The following is a 19,775-nucleotide window of genomic DNA, read 5'->3' as shown; positions in this document are numbered from 1 at the left end:
CGCGTCAGGACGTCACGCGTTCCCAGCCATGTTTGATGGCCGCCTTGAAGTTGTCCCATGCCGATTGCGGATACGTGTGCTCCCACGTGGAACGCAGGTCCGCTTCCACTTCGTCCCACGGGCGGCCCCGGTAGCTGTCGCTATTCGCCATCGAATGGCCATAGCGGTAGGCGGGATCGTAGTCCTCGAAACGCGCGCCCGTGGCGACATAGGTGGTGCTCCAGTGGCTGCGGTAGTACTGCTCGTCGTCGTAGCTGGTGCCGGGCAGGTTGTCGGCGCTGGGATAGCGGCGCACGTTGGCGCCCGCGCCGGACGGCGGCGGGGCCATGTCGCTGGCAAATTGCTGCGACCCTGGCGCCTCGTTCATGCTGCCCTGCTGCGATGACGTATCCGACTGCATGCTGGCGCCCTGGCGCATGGCGCTGGCGTCTTGCGGCGCGCCTTGCCAGCCGCCGGCGCGCCAGTGCTCGGCATGCGCATCGATGTCGAGCGGCGCGTAGCGTTCGACGATGTCGGTGGCGCGCTGGATATCGGCGTCGCTGGCCTCTTCCAGGGTCAGCACGACATGCCCGCGCCGCACGGCTTCCGCATAGATGTGGCGGTCGGCGTGGCTGCCGAACAGGTCGGTGAAGAAATGCTTGACGCTGTCGAGCAGGCCGTCGCTGTCGTCGCGGCGGATGTTTTCCGTGGCGGAAGTATCGTCGGTGCCCGCATCGTGCAGGCGGATGCTGGCGCCGGGAAAGCCTGCCGTGATCAGGTCGTGCCGGGCGCGCTCGGCCATATCGCGCACGGCGAAAACTGCTGCCAATGTATGTGCCATGATGGTCTCCAATCGGTGAACAACGTCCTGTCAGTGTAGGCCGTGCAAATCGAAAAGGGCGCTCGTTTGCCCTTTGGAAACCATTGTCCTTGTCAAATATTGAGGACGTGAAATCTCATTCCGGCGTGCCCACGAAGGCGCGCAAAAAATCGATAAAGGCGCGCACTTTTTCCGCGATATGCTGGGTGTTCGGATACACGGCATACACGCCCTGCTGCGGGAAGACGACGTCGGGCAGCAGGCGGCGCAGGCGTCCCGCGCGCACTTCCGCCTCCACCTGCCATTGCGGCAGCAAGGCCACGCCGCAGCCGCCCAGGGCAAAGCCCAGCAGGGCCGAGGCGGAGTCGGAATGGATGGCCGCGTCGTCCTGCGCCGTGAAGGCGGCGGGGCCGTCTTGTGTCTGCACGTCCCAGCGCAAGGGCGCGGCCAGGCGGCTGTGCGCCAGCCAGCGCGCGCGCTGCAAGTCGTCCAGGCTGGCGACGCCCTTGGCAGGCAGGCTGGCCAGGTAGGCGGGCGAGGCGACGGGCCAGATCGCGTACGGTTCGATCAGCGCGGCGCGGTAGCTCGAATCGTTGAGGGAACCCATGCGGATGGCCAGGTCGTAGCGGCCCGAGATCAGGTCTTCATGCGAGGATGACGACGAGTGCTGGATCTGCAGCTGCGGGTGGGCGGCGGCAAAGGCGATCAGCGCGGGAATCACCGTGCGGCTGCCGTATTCGACGGTGGTGGTCAGGCGCAGGGTGCCGCGCAAGCCCTGGTGGCCCTGGCGCGCCGTTTCGATGGCGCCCTGCGCTTCGCTGAGCACGCGCTGGCAGTCTTCATAAAAGCGTCGCCCCACGTCGGTCAGCGCCAGGCTGCGCGTGCTGCGCGTGAGCAGCGACACGCCCAGCTCCGCTTCCAGCTGTTTCAAATTAAAGCTGACGACGGCCTTGCTCTGGCCCAGCACGGCGGCGGCCGCCGTCAGCGAACCGGCGTCGACGATGGCGATGAAAATACCCAGGCGGTCAAGACTGATCATGGTAAGGATGAGTAAACATGCGGGTTTCGAGATTTGTCAAAATTTCTTTGACAGTGTAATCGGGGCTGGCCCGTTACGCAAATGGCGATGCAAGCTTAAGCTGGCCGTTTGCCATTCGGAGCACCATGGACTATCGCAAAAAAGTCGCGGCCATCTATCTGCTGGGGTTTTTCGTCGACCTGATCAACATGTTCATCACCAGCGTCGCCTACCCCGACATCGGCCATGCCCTGCACGCTTCGGTGGCGCAGCTGGCCTGGATCAGCACCGCCTACATCCTCGGCCTGACCATCGTCATCCCGGCCAGCGCCTGGCTGGCTGCCTATTATGGCAGCAAAACCGTGTTCATGGCATCGTTGCTAACTTTTTTATGCGCCAGCATCGGCGCCGGCCTGGCGCCGTCGATCGAGGCGCTGATCGCCTGGCGCTGCGTGCAGGGCCTGGGCGGCGGCTTGCTCATTCCGCTGGGGCAAAGCATGACCTACCAGCTGTACCAGCCTGCCGAGCGCCCCGGCCTGTCGTCCGTCATCATGCTGGTGGGCTTGCTGGCGCCGGCCCTGTCGCCCGCGCTGGGCGGCGTTATCGTCGACAGCCTGTCGTGGCGCTGGATCTTTTATTTGAACGTGCCGTTTGCCGCGCTGGCGCTGCTGCTGGCCGCCTGCTGGCTGCGTCCCGACCCGCCGCGCGGGGCCGTTCCCCGTCTCGACGTGAGCGGCCTGCTGGCCGGCAGCACGGCGATTTTGCTGCTGTTGCTGGGCTTGACCATGCTGGGCACGCCGGACGAGCTGCTGGCCGGCGCTGGCGTGCTGGCGCTGGGCGCCGCCTGCGCCTGGGGCTACGTGCGCGGCGCCCTGCGCAAATCGACGCCGCTGCTCAACCTGCGCCTGGCCAGTGAGCCGCTGCTGCGCATCGCCATGCTGATGTATCTGCTGGTGCCGGGCGTCTTCATGGGCGTGAGCCTGCTGGCCATGCTGTACCTGCAGGGCGTGCTGGGCATGTCGGCGTCGACGGCGGGCGCGCTGATGCTGCCGTGGGCGCTGGCCTCGTTTGCGGCCATTTCACTGACCGGCAAAAGCTACCGCCGCGTGGGTCCGCAGCCGCTGTTCATCGCTGGCGCCCTGCTGCAGGCGGCGGGCATGCTGATGCTGCTGTGCGTGAATGCGGCCGACCAGCTGTTCTGGCTTGCCGGCGCGTATGCCGTGATGGGCTTTGGCGGCGGCTTGTGCAGCAGCACGGCGCAAAGCACGGCCTTCTTGCGCACACAGGACGCGCAGTTGAGCCAGGCCAGCGCCGTGTGGAATATCAACCGCCAGCTGGGCTTTTGCCTCGGTGTCGCGCTGCTCAGCGTACTGCTCAATGGCTTGCTGGCGGCCCAGGGCATCGCATCGCTGGACGACCCCGCCCAGCATCTGCGCGCGGCGCAGGTGTTCCACTGGTGCTTTGCGCTGGCGGCTAGCGCGTGCCTGCTGCCTTTGGCACTGTGCCTGCGCATCGACAACCGCGCCGTTCTCGACCTTTTACATCACCATGGAGTAGCAAAAAAATGACTGCCACGAATCCGTATTTTGACGACGTTCTATCCACGCATGTGCTGATCCGCGAGTGGCTTTCCGGCGAGGCGGCAGCGGAAAACTGCGCGCAATTGCTGGCGCGTTTTTCGCCCGACTTTACGATGGTGGCGCCGGGCGGGATGCGGCTCGACCATGCCGGATTGACCGGGTTTTTCCAGGGCGCCGGCGGTAGCCGCCCGGGCCTCGCCATGCGCATCACGGACTTGCAATTGATCCAGGAAAGCGCCACCGGCGCCACCGTCTCCTACCGCGAATTCCAGTCGCTGCCGGGCGCGGAAGACACCGAGCGCTGGTCCACCGTCGTGTATGAGAAAACGCCCGATGGCGCCTTGCTGTGGCGCCACCTGCATGAAACGTGGGCCGCGCGGGCGGCTTGATCCTACAGCGTGGCGGCTGGCGCGCCGATGGACAATGGCGCCATGCCGGCTAGGCTGACAAGGTCCCCTCGTTCATCAGGAGCGCGTCATGCCCAAGCAAAAATCGCGGGCCGGCCAAAACCGCCAATCGGCCGCCCCCCTGGAAGACAAAAGCGGCACCGACAATGACGTTGGCAAGCGCGGCAAGGATGCGGCCAGCCATACCAAGGCCGGTTCCGGCAAGGGTGCCGGCGGCGGCAAGAAGCAGGGCCGCAAACACTGAGAGGCGCCGGCGCGCTCAGGCCGGCTTGGCCGTCATCAGGTAAAACACGACGATGAGGGCGAAGAAGGCGGGCACGCCCAGCGCCGTCCAGATGCGCAGATAGCGCCAGTACAGCGCCGGCAAGGCGACGCCGTCGCGCGCGCTCGTTTGCGCCATGTCGCGCAGGCGCATCTGCAGCCACACGACGGGCAGCCAGCAGGCGCCCGCCACCAGGTACAGCACCACGGACCAGACGATCCAGCGGCTGCTCAAGGGATAACCGGCCAGGTGGGCCAGGTAAAAGCCGCTCAGCGGCTGGAACACCACCGTCGTGGTCGTAAACAGCCAGTCGGCGCGCACCACGTGGCGGCTGACGACGGCGATGGCGCGCACGTCGCGGCTCAGGCTCGCGAACAGCAGGTAGAAGGCCGAGCCGATGCCGGTGCCGAACAGCAGGGTCGACGAGACGATGTGCAGCCATTTGACGATCAGGTATTCCATTGTGTTTCCTCCAGTTGGTACAGCAGCCACAGGGCCGCCAGCATGGGCAGGTTTTTCGTCAGGGGGCCATACGGATGCCACAGGAATTCCGGCAGGAATACGGCGATCCAGACGGTATAGAACACGATGAGTGCGGCTTGCAGCGGCCATAGCCAGCGCCGCCACGGCGGACGCAGCGCCAGGGTGGCCATGCCCAGCAGCAGGTCGAACAGGCAGGCGCCGGCCAGCAGCGGCGGCGCCCAATCTGGCGGCACGCCGCTGCGTTCGAGCAGGCGATAGCTGTCTTCGACTGGATAGATGCCGGCCGAGACGATGGCCGTGGCGATCCACACGATGGCCATCGACAGGCGCAGCACGGGCAGCAGCCAGTCCAGCCGGGCGCGCACGGCCGCGCCGCGCGCGTCGCTGATGAACTGCGCCACGGGACGCGGCGCGCGCCCCAGCAGGCGCCGCGTGAGCCCCGCATCGGCGGTATTGCCCCGTTCGAGCATGCCCAGGGTGGCGCGGTCCGGCATGGCAAAGCCCAGCAGCCTGGCCAGCAGCAGCACGGGCGGCATCAGCCACCTGGGCAGCGGCACGGCGCGCAGCCGTCCCAGCCCCATGGCCGCGCGCAACGCCGCCAGGTAGGCCGTAAACGGCAGCGCCTGCGGCCCCACGACGGGCACGCGGCGCGTCTTCTGGCCGCCCAGCGCACCCGCGCCGCGCACCAGCGCGACGATGACATCGGTCAGGTCGTTCACGTGCACGGGCTGCACCAGCTGCGGCGCGCGGCCGAAGCGGGGATACACGGGCAGGCTGGCCAGCATGCGGAACAGGCGCGCGCTCCCGCCGTCGTCGCCATACACGAGCGACGGCTGCACGATGACGGCGCGCAGCGGCAGGCTGGCGAGAAAATCGTCGGCCGCCTTCTTGCTCAGGTGGTAGGGCGAGACGGCGCCATCGTCCGCGCCCAGGGCCGACAGTTGTATCACCAGCTGCACCTCGCTCTCGGCGCAGGCGGCGAACAGGGCGCGCGGCGCCTGCGTGTGCAGGGCCGCGAACGTCTGCGCGCCATGCTCGGCGATGATGCCGACGCAGTTGATGACGACGTCGATGCCGGCCAGGCGCGGCAGCCACGCGGCCTTGGCCGTGTCGCGCGCAAAATCGGCCTCGATCAGGCGCACGCGCGGCGCATCGCCGATGCGGGCGTGGGACGGCGCGCGGCGCGTCGTGCACGTGAGCTGGAAACCTTCGGCCAGCAGCGCGGTCGAAACATGCGTTCCGATGAAACCGCTCGCTCCCGTCAGCAGTATGCGCATGCATGCCTCCTCTTGTCGGGATTGGATAGGTCTTTTGCGTTTCAGTTCACTGTGCGATTACACCACTGGAGAAAAACCATGCCCGCCCTACCCCCCTCTCTGCGTCATGGCGCCCTGTCGGGCAGCCTTGCCTCCCTTTTGTCCGCCGCCGCCCTGGCCCTGTGTGGGCGGCGCGAAACGGGCAGCGTGTTCGCCGCCGTGAATGCCGTCAGCCACTGGCTGTGGGGCGACCAGGCGGCGCGCCGCGACGAGGCCTCGCTCAGGCACACCCTGGTCGGCTACGTCATCCACCATTGCAGCGCCATGTTCTGGGGCGTGCTGTTCGAGCGCTATGCGGCGCGCATCCTCGACCGGCGCCGCGTGGCGTCCACCGTCGCGGCGGCGGCCGGCGCCACGGCCGTGGCCTGCTTCACGGATTACCAGCTGACGCCGCACCGTTTGCAGCCCGGCTACGAGATGCGCCTGTCGCGCCCCTCGCTGCTGCTCGTCTACGGCGCCTTCGGCGTCGGCCTGGCCGCCGGCGCGCTGTGGCTGCGGCGGCGCTGATGCACGCGACGCTTTCCTACATGACGTCACGCCGCGCTCCTATCTTGCCGGCGGTCGCGCGCCAGTAGCATGGGTCTTCATCCACCAACCGAGGAGAAACGCATGCAGGACGAACACGGCAATACCCCGCAGCACCCCGCCGACCAGGGCCGCAACACGCGCATGGACAAGACCGACGCCTATAAGTCGAAGGGCGATGCATATGCCAACCAGGGCGGCGGCAAGCTGGCCAGCGGCAATGCTAACAGCGGCCACTGGGCCAATGACGTCATTACGCCGCAGGGCGGGCCTGATCCGGTGGAGCAGGAAAACCTGGCCACCCTGACGCAAACTGACGACAACGCCCACGTCAAGGGCGCAGCGCAGCGGCCGCAGAGCGAAGCGGGCAAGCTGGCCGACGACCGGCCGGGCCGCAACGAGTCGAAGGACATCCACAGATCACTGAATCAGCACGAGTAGGCCGGCGTGCTGTGAACGAGGAGAGCACCATGTTTGCACACAACAAGCGACTGCAATACACGGTCAGGGTGGAGCAGCCCAATCCCGGGCTGGCCAACCTGATGCTGGAACAATTCGGCGGCCCGCAGGGCGAGCTGGCCGCCGCCTGCCGCTATTTCACGCAAGCCTTGTCCGAGGACGATCCGGGCCGCAAGGACATGCTGTTCGATATCGCCACGGAAGAACTGAGCCACCTGGAAGTGATCGGCAACATCGTCGTCATGCTCAACAAGGGCGCCAAGGGGCGGCTGGCCGAGGGCGTCGACCAGGCGGCTGAGCTGTACCGCAATATCACGGGCGCGGGCAACGACAGCCACGTGACGCAGGTGCTGTACGGCGGTGGCGCCCCGCTGGTCAATTCGGCCGGCGTGCCGTGGACGGCCGCCTACATCGACACCATCGGCGAACCGACGGCGGACCTGCGCTCGAATATCGCCGCCGAGGCGCGCGCCAAGATCGTCTACGAGCGCCTGATCAACCTGACGGACGACCCGGGCGTGAAGGAAGCGCTGGGCTTCCTGATGACGCGTGAAGTGGCGCACCAGAAGTCGTTTGAAAAAGCCCTGTATTCGATCGAGCCCAACTTCCCGCCGGGCAAACTGCCGGGCGACCCGCAGTATGCGGACGTGTACTTCAACATGTCGCAGGGGCCGGGCGAGGAGCGAGGGCCGTGGAACCAGGGCGGCAAGTGGCAGTACATTTCCGACCCGCGCCAGCAGATGGCCGTCGATGGCGGCACGGGCGAGGCGGAAGTGAAGCTGCCGCAGGACGAACTGGCGACGGTGCGGCAGATGGCCGCGCGCACGGCATCGAATCCGGACGCCGACCCCCTGACGGGCGCGGAACTGGGCATGCGGCCGAACGGGCGCGATGGCGGCACCTCGTCCATGCCCTTGTAGCGCGGCTGGCCGGGCACCACCAGCGTGAACACGCCGCGCGCGCTGCAGGCCCTGGCCAGACACTGGTCCTGGCCCCATGCAGTGGGCTTTGCCCTGTGCGGCGGCGGCGCGCTGTGCTTGCTGTACGCACTGACGGCCCAGCTGGCGCTGCGCCATGCCCATCTGGCGCCGGCCCTGATCGGTGGCGGCATGGCGGCCGGTGCCACGGCACTCGGGACCGTGCCGGTGCTGCTGTCGCACACATTTTCGCAGCGCAGCTACGATGCATTTCTTGGCTTCGGCGCCGGCGTGATGCTGGCGGCGACGGCGTTTTCCCTCGTGTTGCCGGCCTTGGGTGCGGCGCGCCTGCATGCGGCCACGCCGCTGGCGGCCAGCCTGCTGGTGGCGCTGGCCATGGCGGCGGGCGTGGTGCTGATCATCGCGCTCAACCTGGCCGTGCGTGCGCGCGTGCCGCCCGGCGCGCCCGATGCCGCCGCGGCCAGCAGTTTGAAACGGGCGTGGATTTTTGTCTTCGCCATTACCTTGCACAACCTGCCCGAGGGATTGGCGATCGGCGTCGGCTATGCGGGCATCGACCTGGACAAGGCCAATGCGCTGGCGGCCGGCATTGCCATCCAGGACGTGCCCGAAGGCATGGTGGTGGCGCTGGCGCTGCGCAGCGTGGGCTATGGCCGGCGTCTGTCGGTGGCCATGGGCGCCATTTCGGGACTGGTCGAACCGGTGGCGGCGCTGGCGGGGCTGGCCGTGATCGGCCTCTCGTCCGTCCTGCTGCCGTGGGGCCTGGCGGCGGCCGCCGGCGCCATGCTGTTCGTCATCGTGCACGACGCCATTCCCGAGGCGCAGCGCAGCGGTAATGGTGGTTTTGCCAGTATCGCGCTGGTGTTCGGTTTTCTCCTGATGATGGTGCTCGATACGGCGCTCAGCTAAGCAAGGCGCAGTGGCGTTCTAAGTGAGATCGTGCAAATCCTTTTGCAGCGCCGGTCCGGTGGAAAACTGCGAAAACACGACTTCAAGTCCGGCCCGTTCCGGCGTGCAGCACATGGGGCCGACGAGGTAGCGCGATGCCACGGGAAACGGCGCCAGGCGCAGCAGCGGGCACAGCTTGCCATCCGTCGAATACTGCACGCGGATCGCGCCCTGCTCCACCGTCACGCGCAGCCAGAAACCGTCCGGCATGGCGGGCGCGATGCTGACGGCCCAGTCGGATGTATCGGCCGTCAGCACGGTGCTCAATAAGAGCTGGCCGTCGGAAAATTCGACACCGCACTTGATCCAGTTTTCCGCATCGATGCGCACCATCATGCCGGCCTGGTCGTACAGCGCTGCGTACTGCGCCGACACATGCAGCTGCGCCGTGAAATCGCCATCGACTTCGGTGCCGAAAAAGTGGCCGCTGTCGCGGATAAAACCATACGAAGTCTTGCGCCAGAAATCCGTGTTGGCGTCCGTTGTCACGCGCAATTGCGCGCCGTCGGCGGACCAGTTTTCCGGTGCATTGAGCCAGCTGCCTTGCGTGAACATCGTCTCTCCTTTTGATCGAAAATACTACATAGTTTGCCCCCATCCCAGCGCCTTGTACAGGGCAATCGCATCGATGTAGGACGCCGTTTCCGCCAGCAGCGCTTCGCGCCGGATATCGTACAAGGCCCGTTGGTTTTCCAGCACGGCCTGGTAGCTGCCGGAACCGCCGTGATAGCGCGTGCTGGCGATGCCGAGGGCCGCGTTGCCGTGGCGCGCCGACTGCAATAATGACGCCAATCGCGTCTGGTTTTCCGCCAGTTGCGTGACGGCGTTTTCCACGTCTTCCTGCGCGATTAACAAGGCCTGCGCATAGCGCGCCAGCGCGCCTTGCGCCTCGGCCTGCGTGCCGCGCAAGCGTGCCTTGACGCTGCCCAGGCGGAAGGCCGGATAGCTGACCGATGGCGCCACCTCGAAGGCGCGCGCGCCGCCGTCGAACACGCCGCTGCCGCGCAGCGCGAAAAAGCCCAGGAAGCCGCCCAGGCTCAGGCGCGGATACAGGTCGGCCGTGGCGGCCCCCACGTCTTCGCTGGAGGCGGCCAGCAAGCGTTCGGCGCGCACCACGTCGGGACGCTGCTTGATCAGGCGGTTCACGTCGCCGAGCGGCAGCTGGCCCGCCAGCGGCGCCTGTTGCCGGGGTGTGGTGGCCAGCGCGATGGCTCCTGGCGCTTGTCCGCTCAACACGTCGAGCCGGTACTGCGCCTGGCGCAAGCCCGCCTGCAAGGGCGGCAGCATCGCCTCGCTGCGCGCCAGGTTGGCCAGCGCGTTGTGGCGCTCTTCCGGCAAGCCGCTGCCGGCGCGGATGCGCGCGTCGACCAATGCCACCGTATCGCGCCAGCTGTGCACCTGCGCCTGCGTCAGCGCCAGGTTTTGCTGGTAGCCCAGCGCCTCGTAGTAATTGCGCGCCACCTCGGCGGCAATCGTCAGCCGCACCTGCCGCAAATCGGCCTGCGCCGCGTCGGCGCGCGCCTGTGCCGAGCGGCTGATATGCGCGAGGCGGCCGAACAGGTCGATCTCCCATTGCGCGTCGAAACCCACGCGCGTGCTGGCGCTGGCGGCGCGGCTGTCGGGCGTGTCTTGCTGCACGGTGCGCCGCCAGCCCGCCTGTCCTGTGACGGTGGGCAGTTCATCGAGGCGGCGTTCGTCGAAGACGGCACGCGCGGCCAGCAGGTTCGCCTGCGCCTGGGCGATATCGAGGTTGTGTTCGAGCGCGCTGGCGATCAGCCGCGACAGGCGCGCATCGTCGAAAAACGTCCACCAGGCGGCCTCGCTGACGGCGCTCGCGCCGGGTGCGAATTGCGCTTGCTGCGGGCTGGCCAGGGCGATGTCGGGCGTGCCCGGCGTGACGTAGGCGGGGCTGACGGCGCAGCCGGCCAGCACGGGGAAAAGGGCAGCAAAAAGGGAGGCTAGATAGCGGTAATTTTTCATGGGGATTCCTTCAGCGCCTGCGACAAATCGCGCGCACGCGGCGTGGCATGGTCGGCCGTGTGGCGGCGCGCCAGAAAGGTGTACACGGTGGGCAGCACGAACAGGGTAAAGAAGGTGCCGATCAACATGCCCGAGACGATTACCACACCGAGGCCGAAACGGCTGTTGGCGCCCGCGCCCGAGGCGAACAGCAGCGGCACCAGGCCCACCACCATGGCCGCCGTCGTCATCAAAATCGGGCGCAAGCGGATCTGCGCCGCCTTGCGGATGGCCGTGATGCGGTCGAGCTGTTCATGCACCTGCAATTCGTTGGCAAATTCCACCATCAGGATGCCGTGCTTGCTGATCAAGCCGATCAGGGTCACGAGGCCGATCTGCGTATAGATGTTGACGGTGGCGTAGCCGAGGGCCAGCGGAATCAGCGCGCCGCAGATCGACAGCGGCACGGTGATCAGAATGATCAGCGGGTCCGTCAGGCTTTCATACTGCGCCGCCAGCACCAGGTAGATGACGACGACGGCCGCGAGGAAGGCCAGCAGCAGCGCATTGCCTTCCGTGGCGAACTGGCGCGCGTCCGATTGCCAGTCGTAGCTGAAGCCCGGCGGCAGGGTTTTCGCCACGCCATCGAGGAAGGCGACGGCGTCGCCGAGGGTCACGCCCGGCGCGGGCACGCCCTGGAAGGTGGCCGCGTTTTGCTGGTTGAACTGGGTCAGCATGTTCGGCTCGATCTGTTCCGTCACCGACACGACGGCGGACAGGGGCAGCAGGCTGCCATCGTCGGCGCGCACGTACTGCTGCGTCAGGGCTTGCGCCGTCAAGCGCTGCTCGCGCGGGCTTTGCGCGATGACGTCATAGGCGCGGCCATCCATGCCGAAGCGGTTCAGATAATTTTCGCCCACCAGCACGGCCAGCGATTCGCCGATATCCTGCATGCGGATGCCCAGGCTGTTCGCCTTGGAACGGTCCACGCGCACTTTGACCACCGGGTTGTTGTAATCGAGGTCGCTGTCGACGACGGCAAACAGGCCGCTTGCGCGCGCACGCTGCTTGACGTCTTCCATGGTGTGAAACAGGGTGGCGTAATCCTGCGCGCTGCGCAAGACCATCTGCACGGGCAAGCCGCCGCTCGATCCGGGCAAGGGCGCCAGCTGGAAGGCGAAGATGCTCGTGCCTTCCACGTCGCCCACGGCATGCTGCAATTCGGCCTGGATGACGGCCGCATTGCGCGCCCGTTCGGCCCACGGCGTCAGGTTGATGCCGCCGATGCTCGATGCCGGCCCTTCGCCGCCGTTGATGATCCAGCGCGAGTCCGTTTCAGGGATATTCTTGTAGATGGCATCGAGCTTGTAGGAAAAGCGCTCGACGTAATCGAGGTTGGCGTGCTGCGGCGCCTTGATCGCCGTCAGCACGCTGGCCTGGTCTTCCGCCGGCGCCAGTTCGCGCTGCGGCAGCAGGTACAAAAACGGCAGACTGACCATCACCAGCGCGGCGAAACCGGCACTGAGCCAGCGGTGGTGCAAGGAGCGGTCCAGCAGGCGCGCATAGCGGCTGGTCAAGCCCTCGAAGAAATGCTCGGCGGCGCGCGCCATGCGCCCTTCCGATTGTTTGGGCTGCAGCAGCAAGGAGCTCATCACGGGCGACAGGGTCAAGGCCACCACGCCCGAGACCACCACGGCGCCGGCCAGGGTCAGCGCGAATTCCTTGAACAGCGCGCCCGTGAGTCCCCCCATCATGCCGATCGGCGCATACACGGCGGCCAGCGTGATCGTCATGGCGATCACGGGGCCGGCCACTTCGCGCGCACCGACGAGGGCGGCCGCCACGGGCGTCTTGCCTTCCTCGATATGCCTATGCACGTTTTCCACCACGACGATGGCGTCATCGACCACCAGGCCCACGGCCAGCACCATCGCCAGCAAGGTCAATAAATTGATGCTGAAGCCGAAGGCCAGCATCAGCGCCGCCGCGCCCAGCATCGACAACGGGATCGTCACGACGGGTATCAGCACCGAGCGCAAGGAACCCATGCACAGGTAGATGACGATGACGACGATCAGCAGCGCTTCGAGCAGGGTATGCGCCACCTCGTCGATGGACGACTGGATGAAGCGCGCCGTCTCGAACGCCAGTTCGACTTTCACGCCCGGCGGCAGGGTTTTCTGGATTTCGGGCAGCAGCTTCCTGATGCCGTCGACGATCACCAGCGGGTTGCCGCCAGGGGTGGGCGACAGGCCCAGGTACACGGCCGGCACGCCGTCCATGATGCCGCTCGTCTCCGTGGCGGCCGCGCCCAGTTCCACCGTGCCCACGTCTTTCAGACGCACGAGCGACGCGCTGTCATCGCCGCCCTTGCGTATGACCATGTCGCGGAACTGCTCCACGCTGGTCAGATCCGTGTTGACGCTGATATTAGACACGACGAATTGTCCCTTCACTTTGCCGGGCGCCGCCTGGTAGTTATTGCGCCGCACGGCATCTGCCACGTCGGCCGCCGTCAATCCGCGCGCGGCCAGTTTCGCCGGGTCTATCCACAGGCGCATGGCCAGCTGCTGGCCGCCATACACGTCGACTTTGGCCACGCCGTCGATGGTGGCGAACATCGGTTGCACGACGCGCGCCAGATAATCCGTCAGCGCGGGCGCGGACACGCTCTCGCTGGCAAAGCCGACATAGGCGACGGCCGAGGAATCGCCGGCCGAGCGCTCGATGACGGGATCAAAGGCGCCTTCGGGCAGCTTGTAGCGCACCTGGTTGACCTTGGCCATCACTTCCGTCAACGCTTGCGTGGAATCGCGGTTCAGTTCCATGCGCACGGTGACCGTGCTGCTGCCCTGCACCGACGACGACGTCAGGTAATCGATGCCTTCCACTGACGACACGGCTTGCGCGATCGGCTGGGTGACAAAGCCCTGCATCAGTTCCGCCGAGGCGCCCGGATACGTGGTTTTGACGGTGATGGTGGACGATTCGAGCATCGGATACTGGCGGATCGGCAGCTGCAGGAGGGCGACCACGCCCAGCATCAAAATCAATGTGCTGATCACCAGCGCCAGCACGGGGCGGCGTACGAATAAATCGGTAAATTTCATGGTGATGTCTTTCCTTTACGAGCCGGCTTTGGGCGCGGCGCGTTTTACTTCGTCCAAGGTATTGGCGACCGCTTGCACGGCCATGCCATCGGCCAGTTTCAGCTGGCCCGAAGCGACCACGCGCTGGCCTTCGCGCAAGCCGTCAAGAATGGCCACCCGGCCCCCTGCCCGCTCGCCCAGTTTCACGCCCACGCGCTTGACGGTGAGCGGCTGTTTTCCTTCCTGCTGCGCGACGAAGACCGTGTCGCCATATGCGCTGTAGGTCACTGCCGTTTCCGGCACCGTCAGCTGCCGGCCCGCTTCGCGCGCCACGCGCACATTCGCGTACATGCCCGCTTTGAGCGCGCCGCGCGGATTGGTCAGCGCCGCCTGCACCTGCACCATGCGCGAACGAGAGATCAGCGGGTCGATGGCGTTGATTTTGGCCGTGAAGACGTCGCCGGGATAGGCGTCCACCAGCACTTGCACGGCCTGTCCCGGCGCCAGCTTCGCGCTGCTCTGTTCATCGAGGGCGAAGTTCACCATCAGCGACTGCGTGTCGATCAGGCTGGCCACCGTGTCGGCCGCGTTCAGGTACTGGCCCGCGTGGACCTTGCGGATGCCCAGTTGTCCGGCGAACGGCGCGCGGATGGTCTTTTGCGCGATCAGCGCCTGCGTCTGGCGCACGTCGCCCAAGGCCGCATCGCGCGCGGCCAGGGCACTATCGAGCTGCTCCTGCGTGGCCGCCTTTTCCTTCACCATCTGCGCCGTGCGGGCGTGGCTGCTTTCCGCGTTTTTCAGCTGCGCGCGCTGGCGCAGCAGGGCCGCCTGTTCCGGCGCATCATTGAGCTGCACCAGCACGGCGCCGGCCGCCACGCTTTGCCCCGATGCGAAGCGGATCTGCGTGATGCGCCCGCCCGTTTCGGCCGCCACCTGCACCTGGCGCGCCGCTTCCAGTTCGCCTACGCCGGCAAAGTAGCGTTCCTGCGTGCCCAGCACGACGGGCACGAGCGCCACCTTGGTGGCGGGGTAGGCGGCGGCATCGGCCGCATGCGAGTCGGCACGCGGATAGAGCGCGGCGCCCGCGACGGCCAGGGTGATGGCCAGCGCGGAGGCGCCGACGAGTTTCGTATGCATGATGAAGTCCTTTACAACTGGGAAGAAGAGGCGCAGCGAAGGCTGGTCAGGTCCGCTGCGCGTTGAAGGTGAAAAACAGCGCCAGGGTCCACAGCAGCAGCACCAGGTGCGTCGTCTGCAAGCCTTCCTGCGCGATCCAGTAGCCGAACCACAGGCCGCCCAGGTGCATCAGCAGCAAAAAGGCGGCCATGGCGCACAAGGCCAGGTTCAGCCAGGGCAAGGCAGCGGTCAGGCCGTCGCCGGCAAACAGCGCCACGCCCGTCCAGGCGGCGATGGCGGCCAGCAATTGCAAGGCCAGCACCACGCCCAGCGCCAGCCGGTGTAAGCGCAAGGACGTGAGCGCGCGGCGCAGCAGCGGTGTCTGGATGGTCGGGTCCTGGCGCAGCGGGTCCATGCGCATGGTGTTGCCGATGGCCCAGACGGCGCCGTGGAAGGCGTGCATGTTGTTGATGGCGGCCAAGGTCAGCCAGATGGCCAGGCCGGTAGCGAGGATGGCGTGAAACAGCCAGATCGAGTGCTGCAGCTGCATGGGATTCCCGTCCAAAAAGTGTCTTGCCGGCACGCGGACGTGGAAACTCCTCGACAGCGGGGAGCTACCGGCCTATTATGCAAGCAATTAGTTGGTTAACTGGCCCCATGATAGTTGAGTGAAATGAATTACACAAGTAAACGTTTGGATAATAGCGAGGTGCCGCAAACGACGGAGCGCATCCTGTATTTCATCAAGACCAAGGGACCCGTCTCCACGGCGACCCTGGCCAAGACCCTGGACATGACGGGCGAGGCGGCGCGCCAGCAAGTGCAAAAGCTGGTGGCGGCGGGCTTGATCGAGGGACGCCAGGAAGCGCAGGCGGGCGCGGGCCGGCCGCGCCAGAACTGGGTCTTGACGGAAGCGGGCAATGCGCGCTTTCCCGACACGCATGCGCAGCTGACGATCAAGCTGATCGGTTCCGTGCGCCAGCTGTTCGGCGAGGCGGGCCTGGATAAACTCATCACGCAGCGCGAAGAGGAAAGCCGCGGCGCGTATGCGCAGGCGTGCTCGGCGCCGGACTTGCCCACGCGACTGCGGCAACTGGCGGCCGTGCGCGATGAAGAGGGCTATATGGCGCGCGTGGAAGAAGACGGCGACGACTGGCTGCTGATCGAAGACCACTGCCCCATCTGCGCCGCCGCGCGCACCTGCCAGGGTTTTTGCCGCTCGGAATTGCAGCTGTTCCAGGAAGTGGTGGGACCGAACGCCAGCATCGTGCGCGAGCAGCACGTGCTGGCCAACGCCATGCGCTGCGTGTACCGGATCAGGGCGCTGCCCTAGGCTTTCGGAAACAGCGGGCGGGCCAGCAGCGCCACCAGCCCCGCCAGCCACCACACGACGGGCCAGTTGCTGGCCGCCAGCAAATGTGGGATGGCAATCGGCGTGAGGAACAGGCCCACGTACACGGCCGTGTTCGCCATGCCCAAGGCCGTGCCCGCGTTGGCGGCGCCCGCTTCCGTGGCCAGTTCCGTGTAGGCCACGCCATGCCAGGCGGACACGGCGATGCCGGCCACCACCACGGCACTCATCAAGACCCAGCCCGGCGCATCGCCTGCGGCGGCCATGCCCAGCAGCACGAATGTGGCCAGCGCCACCAGGGCCGCGCCGCGCAGCCAGGCGGGCCGGTTCGCGTGGCGGTCCGTGTAGCGCCCGCTCCAGATGCGCATCACCATGGCGCCCCCCTGCAGGACCACCATCACGGACGTGATGCCCGCCAGGCCCAGGTGGCCGTCATCGTGCAGGAACACGGTGGCAAAGCTGAGCACGGCAAACTGGGGCACGCACAGCAAGCCGATGGCGGCCACCATGCGCCAGACTTTGCGATTCTTCAGGGGCAACGTTGCCTGGTCTTTCAATGGGCCTTTGGGCGCGTTTTGCGGGCCTGTGGCGGCCTCGGCAGAAAAATCGGGCTCATGCATCCAGCGCCACGTAAAAAACGCCGACAGGCCGCATACGAGGGCCAGGGCGCCAAACACGGGCATGAAGCCATGGCGCGAGGCCAGGCTGGGCAGGATGAGGGCGCCGAGGCCGCCGCCCAGCGGCACGGCCGTCTGGCGGATGCTCATGGCGAAACCCCGTTCGCCGGCGCCGAACCAGCGCATCACGGCGCGGCCGCTGGCGCCATTCACGCTGCCGCCCAGCACGCCGACCAGGGCCAGCCCGGCCGCCAGCGCCCACAACGGCGGCACGGAACCGTCAGCCGGCGTGATCCACAGCAGCAAGGTCAATAGTGCCAGCATGGTGCCCAGCAAGCCGGTCAGCAGCACGGGGCGGTCGCCCCAGCGGTCGGTGGCCATACCCCATGGCAATTCGCTCAAGGCCACGCCCAGGCCCATGGCACCCAGCGCCACCCCCAGGTCCGTATTGCTCAGGTGATAGCCGCTGCGCAGCCAGATGGCCGTGGTGGGCATGCCGTTGGCGGCGGCGGAAAAGCTGGCATTGGCCGCCACGCCGACGGCCAGCACTTTCCAGCGGTGAGCGTCGCCCGCAGGCACGGTGGCGGAGGCAGGAACAGGAACAGCTTGGCAATTGGTGCTCATGGCAAGGAAAGTAAGTGGTTGACCCTGACAGTGTTGCGCAGTACGATCATTCTGAATATCAGATAATTTACGTTAAACCATCCCATAAAACAGGACGATTGTATTGATGCCATGAGCTTGCTTAATTTCGACATCGCCTTCCTGCGCAGCTATGTGGCTGGCATCGAGCTGGGCAGCTTTGCCCGCGCGGCGGACAAGGTGGGCCGCTCCACCTCGGCCGTCAGCGCGCAGCTGAAAAAACTCGAGGAGCAGGCGGGCATGCCCCTGTTTCGCAAGGATGGACGGGGCCTGGCGCTGACGCCGGCCGGCGAAGTCTTGCTCGGCTATGCGCGCCGCCTGCTGGAACTCAACGACGAGGCGGCCGTCGCCTTGCGGGGCGCGGAACTGGAAGGCTGGATCAGGCTGGGTCTGCAAGAGGATTTCGGCGAAGCCTTGCTGCCGGACGTGCTGGGACGCTTTGCGCGCGCGCATCCGAAAGTGCGCATCGAGGCGCACGTGGCGCGCAACACGGCCTTGATGGAAGGCCTGGTCATGGGCCAGCTGGACCTGGCCCTGCTGTGGGGCGGCGCGGGCATCGCCGACGTGGCCGAGTATCCGCCGCAGCAGCGCCAGCATATCGCCGAACCGGCCATGCGCTGGATCGCCTCGTCGAGCCTGGCCTGGCGGCCCGAATCGGGCGAGCCTTTGCCGCTCATTGCGTTCGACCGCGAATGCCTGTTCCAGCGCTGCGCCACGCAGGCGCTGGACCGGGCCGGCATCGCCTGGCGCACGGCGTTTACCAGTCCCAGCCTGGCCGGCCTGTGGGCAGCCGCCGCGGCAGGGCTGGGCGTGACGGTGCGCACGGGCCTGGGCTTGCCGTCTTCCGTGTGCGTGCTCGATCACGTGGCGGCTGGCTTGCCCGCCCTGCCCCCGCTGTCGCTGGAACTGTTGCGTGCGTCACCGGTGAGCAGGCCGCCCGTCGAGCGGCTGGCGGACCTGATCATCGAGTCGCTGCAACACGATGCGGCTTAAAACGCCTGCGCCGTCGGGCGCAGCACGATCTCGTTGATATCCACGTCGGCCGGCTGCTCGATCGCATACGCGATGGCGCGCGCCACCGAGGCGGCGGGAATGGCAATCTGGTAGAACTCCTTGACGGCCTTGGCGCTCTCGGCATGGCTGCTGCCCTCGCTCAATGGCGTGTCCACGGCGCCCGGCGCAATGACCGTCGTGCGGATGGCGCCGCCGCTGGCCGCCAGCTCATGGCGCAAGCCTTCCGAAATGGCGCTGACGGCAAACTTGGTGCCGCTGTAGACGGTGCCGCCCGGGCTGAAGACTTTTTGTCCCGCCACCGACGAAATATTGATGAAGTGGCCGCTGTTTTGCGCCAGGAAATGCGGCAGCACGGCGGCGATGCCGTTGAGTACGCCCTTGATGTTGATATCGATCATGTTGTTCCACTCGTCGACCTTCAAGGCGCTCATCGGTGCGATGGCCATCAGCCCCGCATTGTTGATCAGCACGTCGACCTTGCCGAACACGGCCAGGGCCGTGTCAACCAACCGCGTCAGGTCGCCCGCCTGGGTGACATCGGTCTGGGCGATGGCGGCCTGACCGCCGGCGGCCGTGATTTCCTCGGCAATGGTAGTGAGCAAGTCCATGCGGCGCGCGCCGAGCACGACGGAAGCGCCCAGCGCCGCCAGATGGCGCGCGGTGGCTTCGCCCAGGCCGCTGCTGGCACCGGTGATGACGACGACTTTCCCTGCGATATTCAGACTCATGATGGATTCCCTGTGGAGGCAGCGGAGTGCTGCGGATGACATCGATCAATGCCGGCACAGCTTAGCGCATTTGCTCCCATTTTTGCTATAAAAAACATAATTACTAAATGGTAATTGTTAGGCGCGTTCAATCGCTACTTGCGCGGGCGCCAGCGCATGCAGCCGGGACAGCCAGGCGTCGCCGCAAAAGGCAACAGAGTTGCGGCAGAAATACTGCAAGGTAGTGGCCGTGCAGCGGTAGCGCCGCATGCCGTCATCGGTCCCGTCGCGTTCCAGCATCTGCATGCTCCAGAGCAGTTCCAGCAGCATGGCCGTATGCGGCGCATGCAGCGACAGGGCTGCGGCCAGTTGCGCCGGCGTATGCGGCGTGGCCAGCGCATCGAAAATACCCAGTTCCAGGGCGGCGGCCAGCCCGTCCGCCTGGAAGGGCGCGATGGCCAGGTAACGGTCGGGTTGCAAGGCGTGTTGCGAAGGTATTGGCATGGCGCTTCCTTTCGGCGTGATGGGCATGGATGCCTATTTTA

21 protein-coding genes are annotated in these 19,775 nt (G+C 66.5%); 9 read left to right on the top strand and 12 right to left on the bottom strand.

The window, feature by feature from the left end:
• Positions 1–4: 4 nt before the first annotated feature.
• Positions 5–820: a hypothetical protein gene (locus tag CLU90_RS18670; RefSeq protein ID WP_100428639.1), complete on the bottom strand. Its 816-nt coding sequence runs from the start codon at positions 818–820 to the stop codon at positions 5–7.
• A gap of 115 nt (positions 821–935) precedes the next feature.
• Positions 936–1,838, bottom strand: a complete 903-nt coding sequence (locus CLU90_RS18665) for a LysR family transcriptional regulator (RefSeq protein ID WP_100428638.1) — start codon at positions 1,836–1,838, stop codon at positions 936–938.
• A gap of 125 nt (positions 1,839–1,963) precedes the next feature.
• Between CLU90_RS18665 and CLU90_RS18660 the strand changes: the two genes are divergently transcribed.
• The 3 genes from CLU90_RS18660 to CLU90_RS29380 all read left to right on the top strand — a co-directional run bounded on the left by CLU90_RS18660 (position 1,964) and on the right by CLU90_RS29380 (position 4,048).
• Positions 1,964–3,385 carry an MFS transporter gene (locus tag CLU90_RS18660; protein ID WP_100428637.1) on the top strand — a complete coding sequence of 474 codons (1,422 nt, stop codon included), beginning with the start codon at positions 1,964–1,966 and terminating at the stop codon, positions 3,383–3,385.
• Positions 3,382–3,786, top strand: coding sequence for a DUF4440 domain-containing protein (locus tag CLU90_RS18655; RefSeq protein ID WP_100428636.1), 405 nt, complete (start codon positions 3,382–3,384; stop codon positions 3,784–3,786). Before CLU90_RS18660 ends, CLU90_RS18655 begins: the two co-directional genes overlap by 4 nt.
• A gap of 88 nt (positions 3,787–3,874) precedes the next feature.
• The gene (locus CLU90_RS29380) at positions 3,875–4,048 is read left to right on the top strand and encodes a hypothetical protein (protein ID WP_157808856.1); all 174 of its coding nucleotides are present in this window, start codon (positions 3,875–3,877) and stop codon (positions 4,046–4,048) included.
• Positions 4,049–4,063: 15 nt separating this feature from the next.
• On the opposite strand, the gene CLU90_RS18650 is transcribed toward CLU90_RS29380, so the two are convergent.
• Together CLU90_RS18650 and CLU90_RS18645 are read right to left on the bottom strand one after the other, a co-directional pair.
• The gene (locus tag CLU90_RS18650; protein ID WP_100428635.1) at positions 4,064–4,528 is read right to left on the bottom strand and encodes a DUF2269 family protein; all 465 of its coding nucleotides are present in this window, start codon (positions 4,526–4,528) and stop codon (positions 4,064–4,066) included.
• Complete coding sequence (locus CLU90_RS18645) at positions 4,516–5,826, bottom strand: SDR family oxidoreductase (RefSeq protein ID WP_100428634.1); 1,311 nt, start codon at positions 5,824–5,826, stop codon at positions 4,516–4,518. The genes CLU90_RS18650 and CLU90_RS18645 overlap by 13 nt, the downstream gene beginning before the upstream one ends.
• A 78-nt stretch (positions 5,827–5,904) precedes the next feature.
• Here CLU90_RS18645 and CLU90_RS18640 point away from each other — a divergent pair, with 78 nt between their 5' ends.
• The 4 genes from CLU90_RS18640 to CLU90_RS18625 all read left to right on the top strand — a co-directional run bounded on the left by CLU90_RS18640 (position 5,905) and on the right by CLU90_RS18625 (position 8,696).
• Entirely contained in the window at positions 5,905–6,372 is a 468-nt protein-coding gene (locus CLU90_RS18640) for a hypothetical protein (protein ID WP_100428633.1), read from the top strand.
• A 102-nt stretch (positions 6,373–6,474) separates the two neighbouring features.
• Entirely contained in the window at positions 6,475–6,831 is a 357-nt protein-coding gene (locus CLU90_RS18635) for a hypothetical protein (RefSeq protein WP_092713111.1), read from the top strand.
• Positions 6,832–6,860: 29 nt separating this feature from the next.
• Entirely contained in the window at positions 6,861–7,769 is a 909-nt protein-coding gene (locus CLU90_RS18630) for a manganese catalase family protein (RefSeq protein ID WP_092713109.1), read from the top strand.
• A gap of 24 nt (positions 7,770–7,793) precedes the next feature.
• A complete protein-coding gene (locus CLU90_RS18625) occupies positions 7,794–8,696 on the top strand; it encodes a ZIP family metal transporter (RefSeq protein ID WP_100428632.1) in 903 nt (300 codons plus the stop codon).
• Positions 8,697–8,714: 18 nt separating this feature from the next.
• Here CLU90_RS18625 and CLU90_RS18620 read toward each other — a convergent pair whose 3' ends face one another.
• Genes CLU90_RS18620 through CLU90_RS18600 form a run of 5 tightly spaced genes read right to left on the bottom strand, consistent with a single transcriptional unit; the run spans position 8,715 to position 15,449 of the window.
• Entirely contained in the window at positions 8,715–9,290 is a 576-nt protein-coding gene (locus CLU90_RS18620) for a DUF1349 domain-containing protein (RefSeq protein WP_100428631.1), read from the bottom strand.
• 24 nt (positions 9,291–9,314) lie between these two features.
• Positions 9,315–10,715 (bottom strand): efflux transporter outer membrane subunit, encoded by a 1,401-nt coding sequence (locus tag CLU90_RS18615; protein WP_100428630.1) that lies wholly within the window; start codon positions 10,713–10,715, stop codon positions 9,315–9,317.
• Positions 10,712–13,804 carry a MexW/MexI family multidrug efflux RND transporter permease subunit gene (locus tag CLU90_RS18610; RefSeq protein WP_100428629.1) on the bottom strand — a complete coding sequence of 1,031 codons (3,093 nt, stop codon included), beginning with the start codon at positions 13,802–13,804 and terminating at the stop codon, positions 10,712–10,714. Before CLU90_RS18610 ends, CLU90_RS18615 begins: the two co-directional genes overlap by 4 nt.
• Before the next feature lie 15 nt (positions 13,805–13,819).
• The gene (locus tag CLU90_RS18605) at positions 13,820–14,920 is read right to left on the bottom strand and encodes an efflux RND transporter periplasmic adaptor subunit (protein WP_100428628.1); all 1,101 of its coding nucleotides are present in this window, start codon (positions 14,918–14,920) and stop codon (positions 13,820–13,822) included.
• Positions 14,921–14,966: 46 nt separating this feature from the next.
• Positions 14,967–15,449 (bottom strand): DUF2165 family protein, encoded by a 483-nt coding sequence (locus tag CLU90_RS18600; protein WP_100428627.1) that lies wholly within the window; start codon positions 15,447–15,449, stop codon positions 14,967–14,969.
• A 123-nt stretch (positions 15,450–15,572) separates the two neighbouring features.
• Here CLU90_RS18600 and CLU90_RS18595 point away from each other — a divergent pair, with 123 nt between their 5' ends.
• Positions 15,573–16,232, top strand: a complete 660-nt coding sequence (locus CLU90_RS18595) for a helix-turn-helix transcriptional regulator (RefSeq protein ID WP_100428626.1) — start codon at positions 15,573–15,575, stop codon at positions 16,230–16,232.
• Here CLU90_RS18595 and CLU90_RS18590 read toward each other — a convergent pair.
• The gene (locus tag CLU90_RS18590) at positions 16,229–17,491 is read right to left on the bottom strand and encodes an MFS transporter (protein WP_100428625.1); all 1,263 of its coding nucleotides are present in this window, start codon (positions 17,489–17,491) and stop codon (positions 16,229–16,231) included. The genes CLU90_RS18595 and CLU90_RS18590 overlap by 4 nt on opposite strands.
• A 111-nt stretch (positions 17,492–17,602) precedes the next feature.
• On the opposite strand from CLU90_RS18590, the gene CLU90_RS18585 reads away from it, so the two are divergent.
• On the top strand, positions 17,603–18,502 hold the full coding sequence (locus CLU90_RS18585) for a LysR substrate-binding domain-containing protein (protein ID WP_100428624.1): 900 nt from the start codon (positions 17,603–17,605) through the stop codon (positions 18,500–18,502).
• Here CLU90_RS18585 and CLU90_RS18580 read toward each other — a convergent pair.
• Positions 18,499–19,251 (bottom strand): SDR family oxidoreductase, encoded by a 753-nt coding sequence (locus CLU90_RS18580; protein ID WP_100428623.1) that lies wholly within the window; start codon positions 19,249–19,251, stop codon positions 18,499–18,501. The genes CLU90_RS18585 and CLU90_RS18580 overlap by 4 nt on opposite strands.
• A gap of 117 nt (positions 19,252–19,368) precedes the next feature.
• Positions 19,369–19,734, bottom strand: coding sequence for a methyltransferase family protein (locus CLU90_RS18575; RefSeq protein WP_157808855.1), 366 nt, complete (start codon positions 19,732–19,734; stop codon positions 19,369–19,371).
• Positions 19,735–19,775 lie beyond the last annotated feature (41 nt).

Source organism: Janthinobacterium sp. 67, assembly GCF_002797895.1.
Taxonomy (GTDB): domain Bacteria; phylum Pseudomonadota; class Gammaproteobacteria; order Burkholderiales; family Burkholderiaceae_D; genus Janthinobacterium.
Note: the sequence above shows the minus strand (reverse complement) of the source record. Positions and strands in the feature narration are given on the sequence as shown.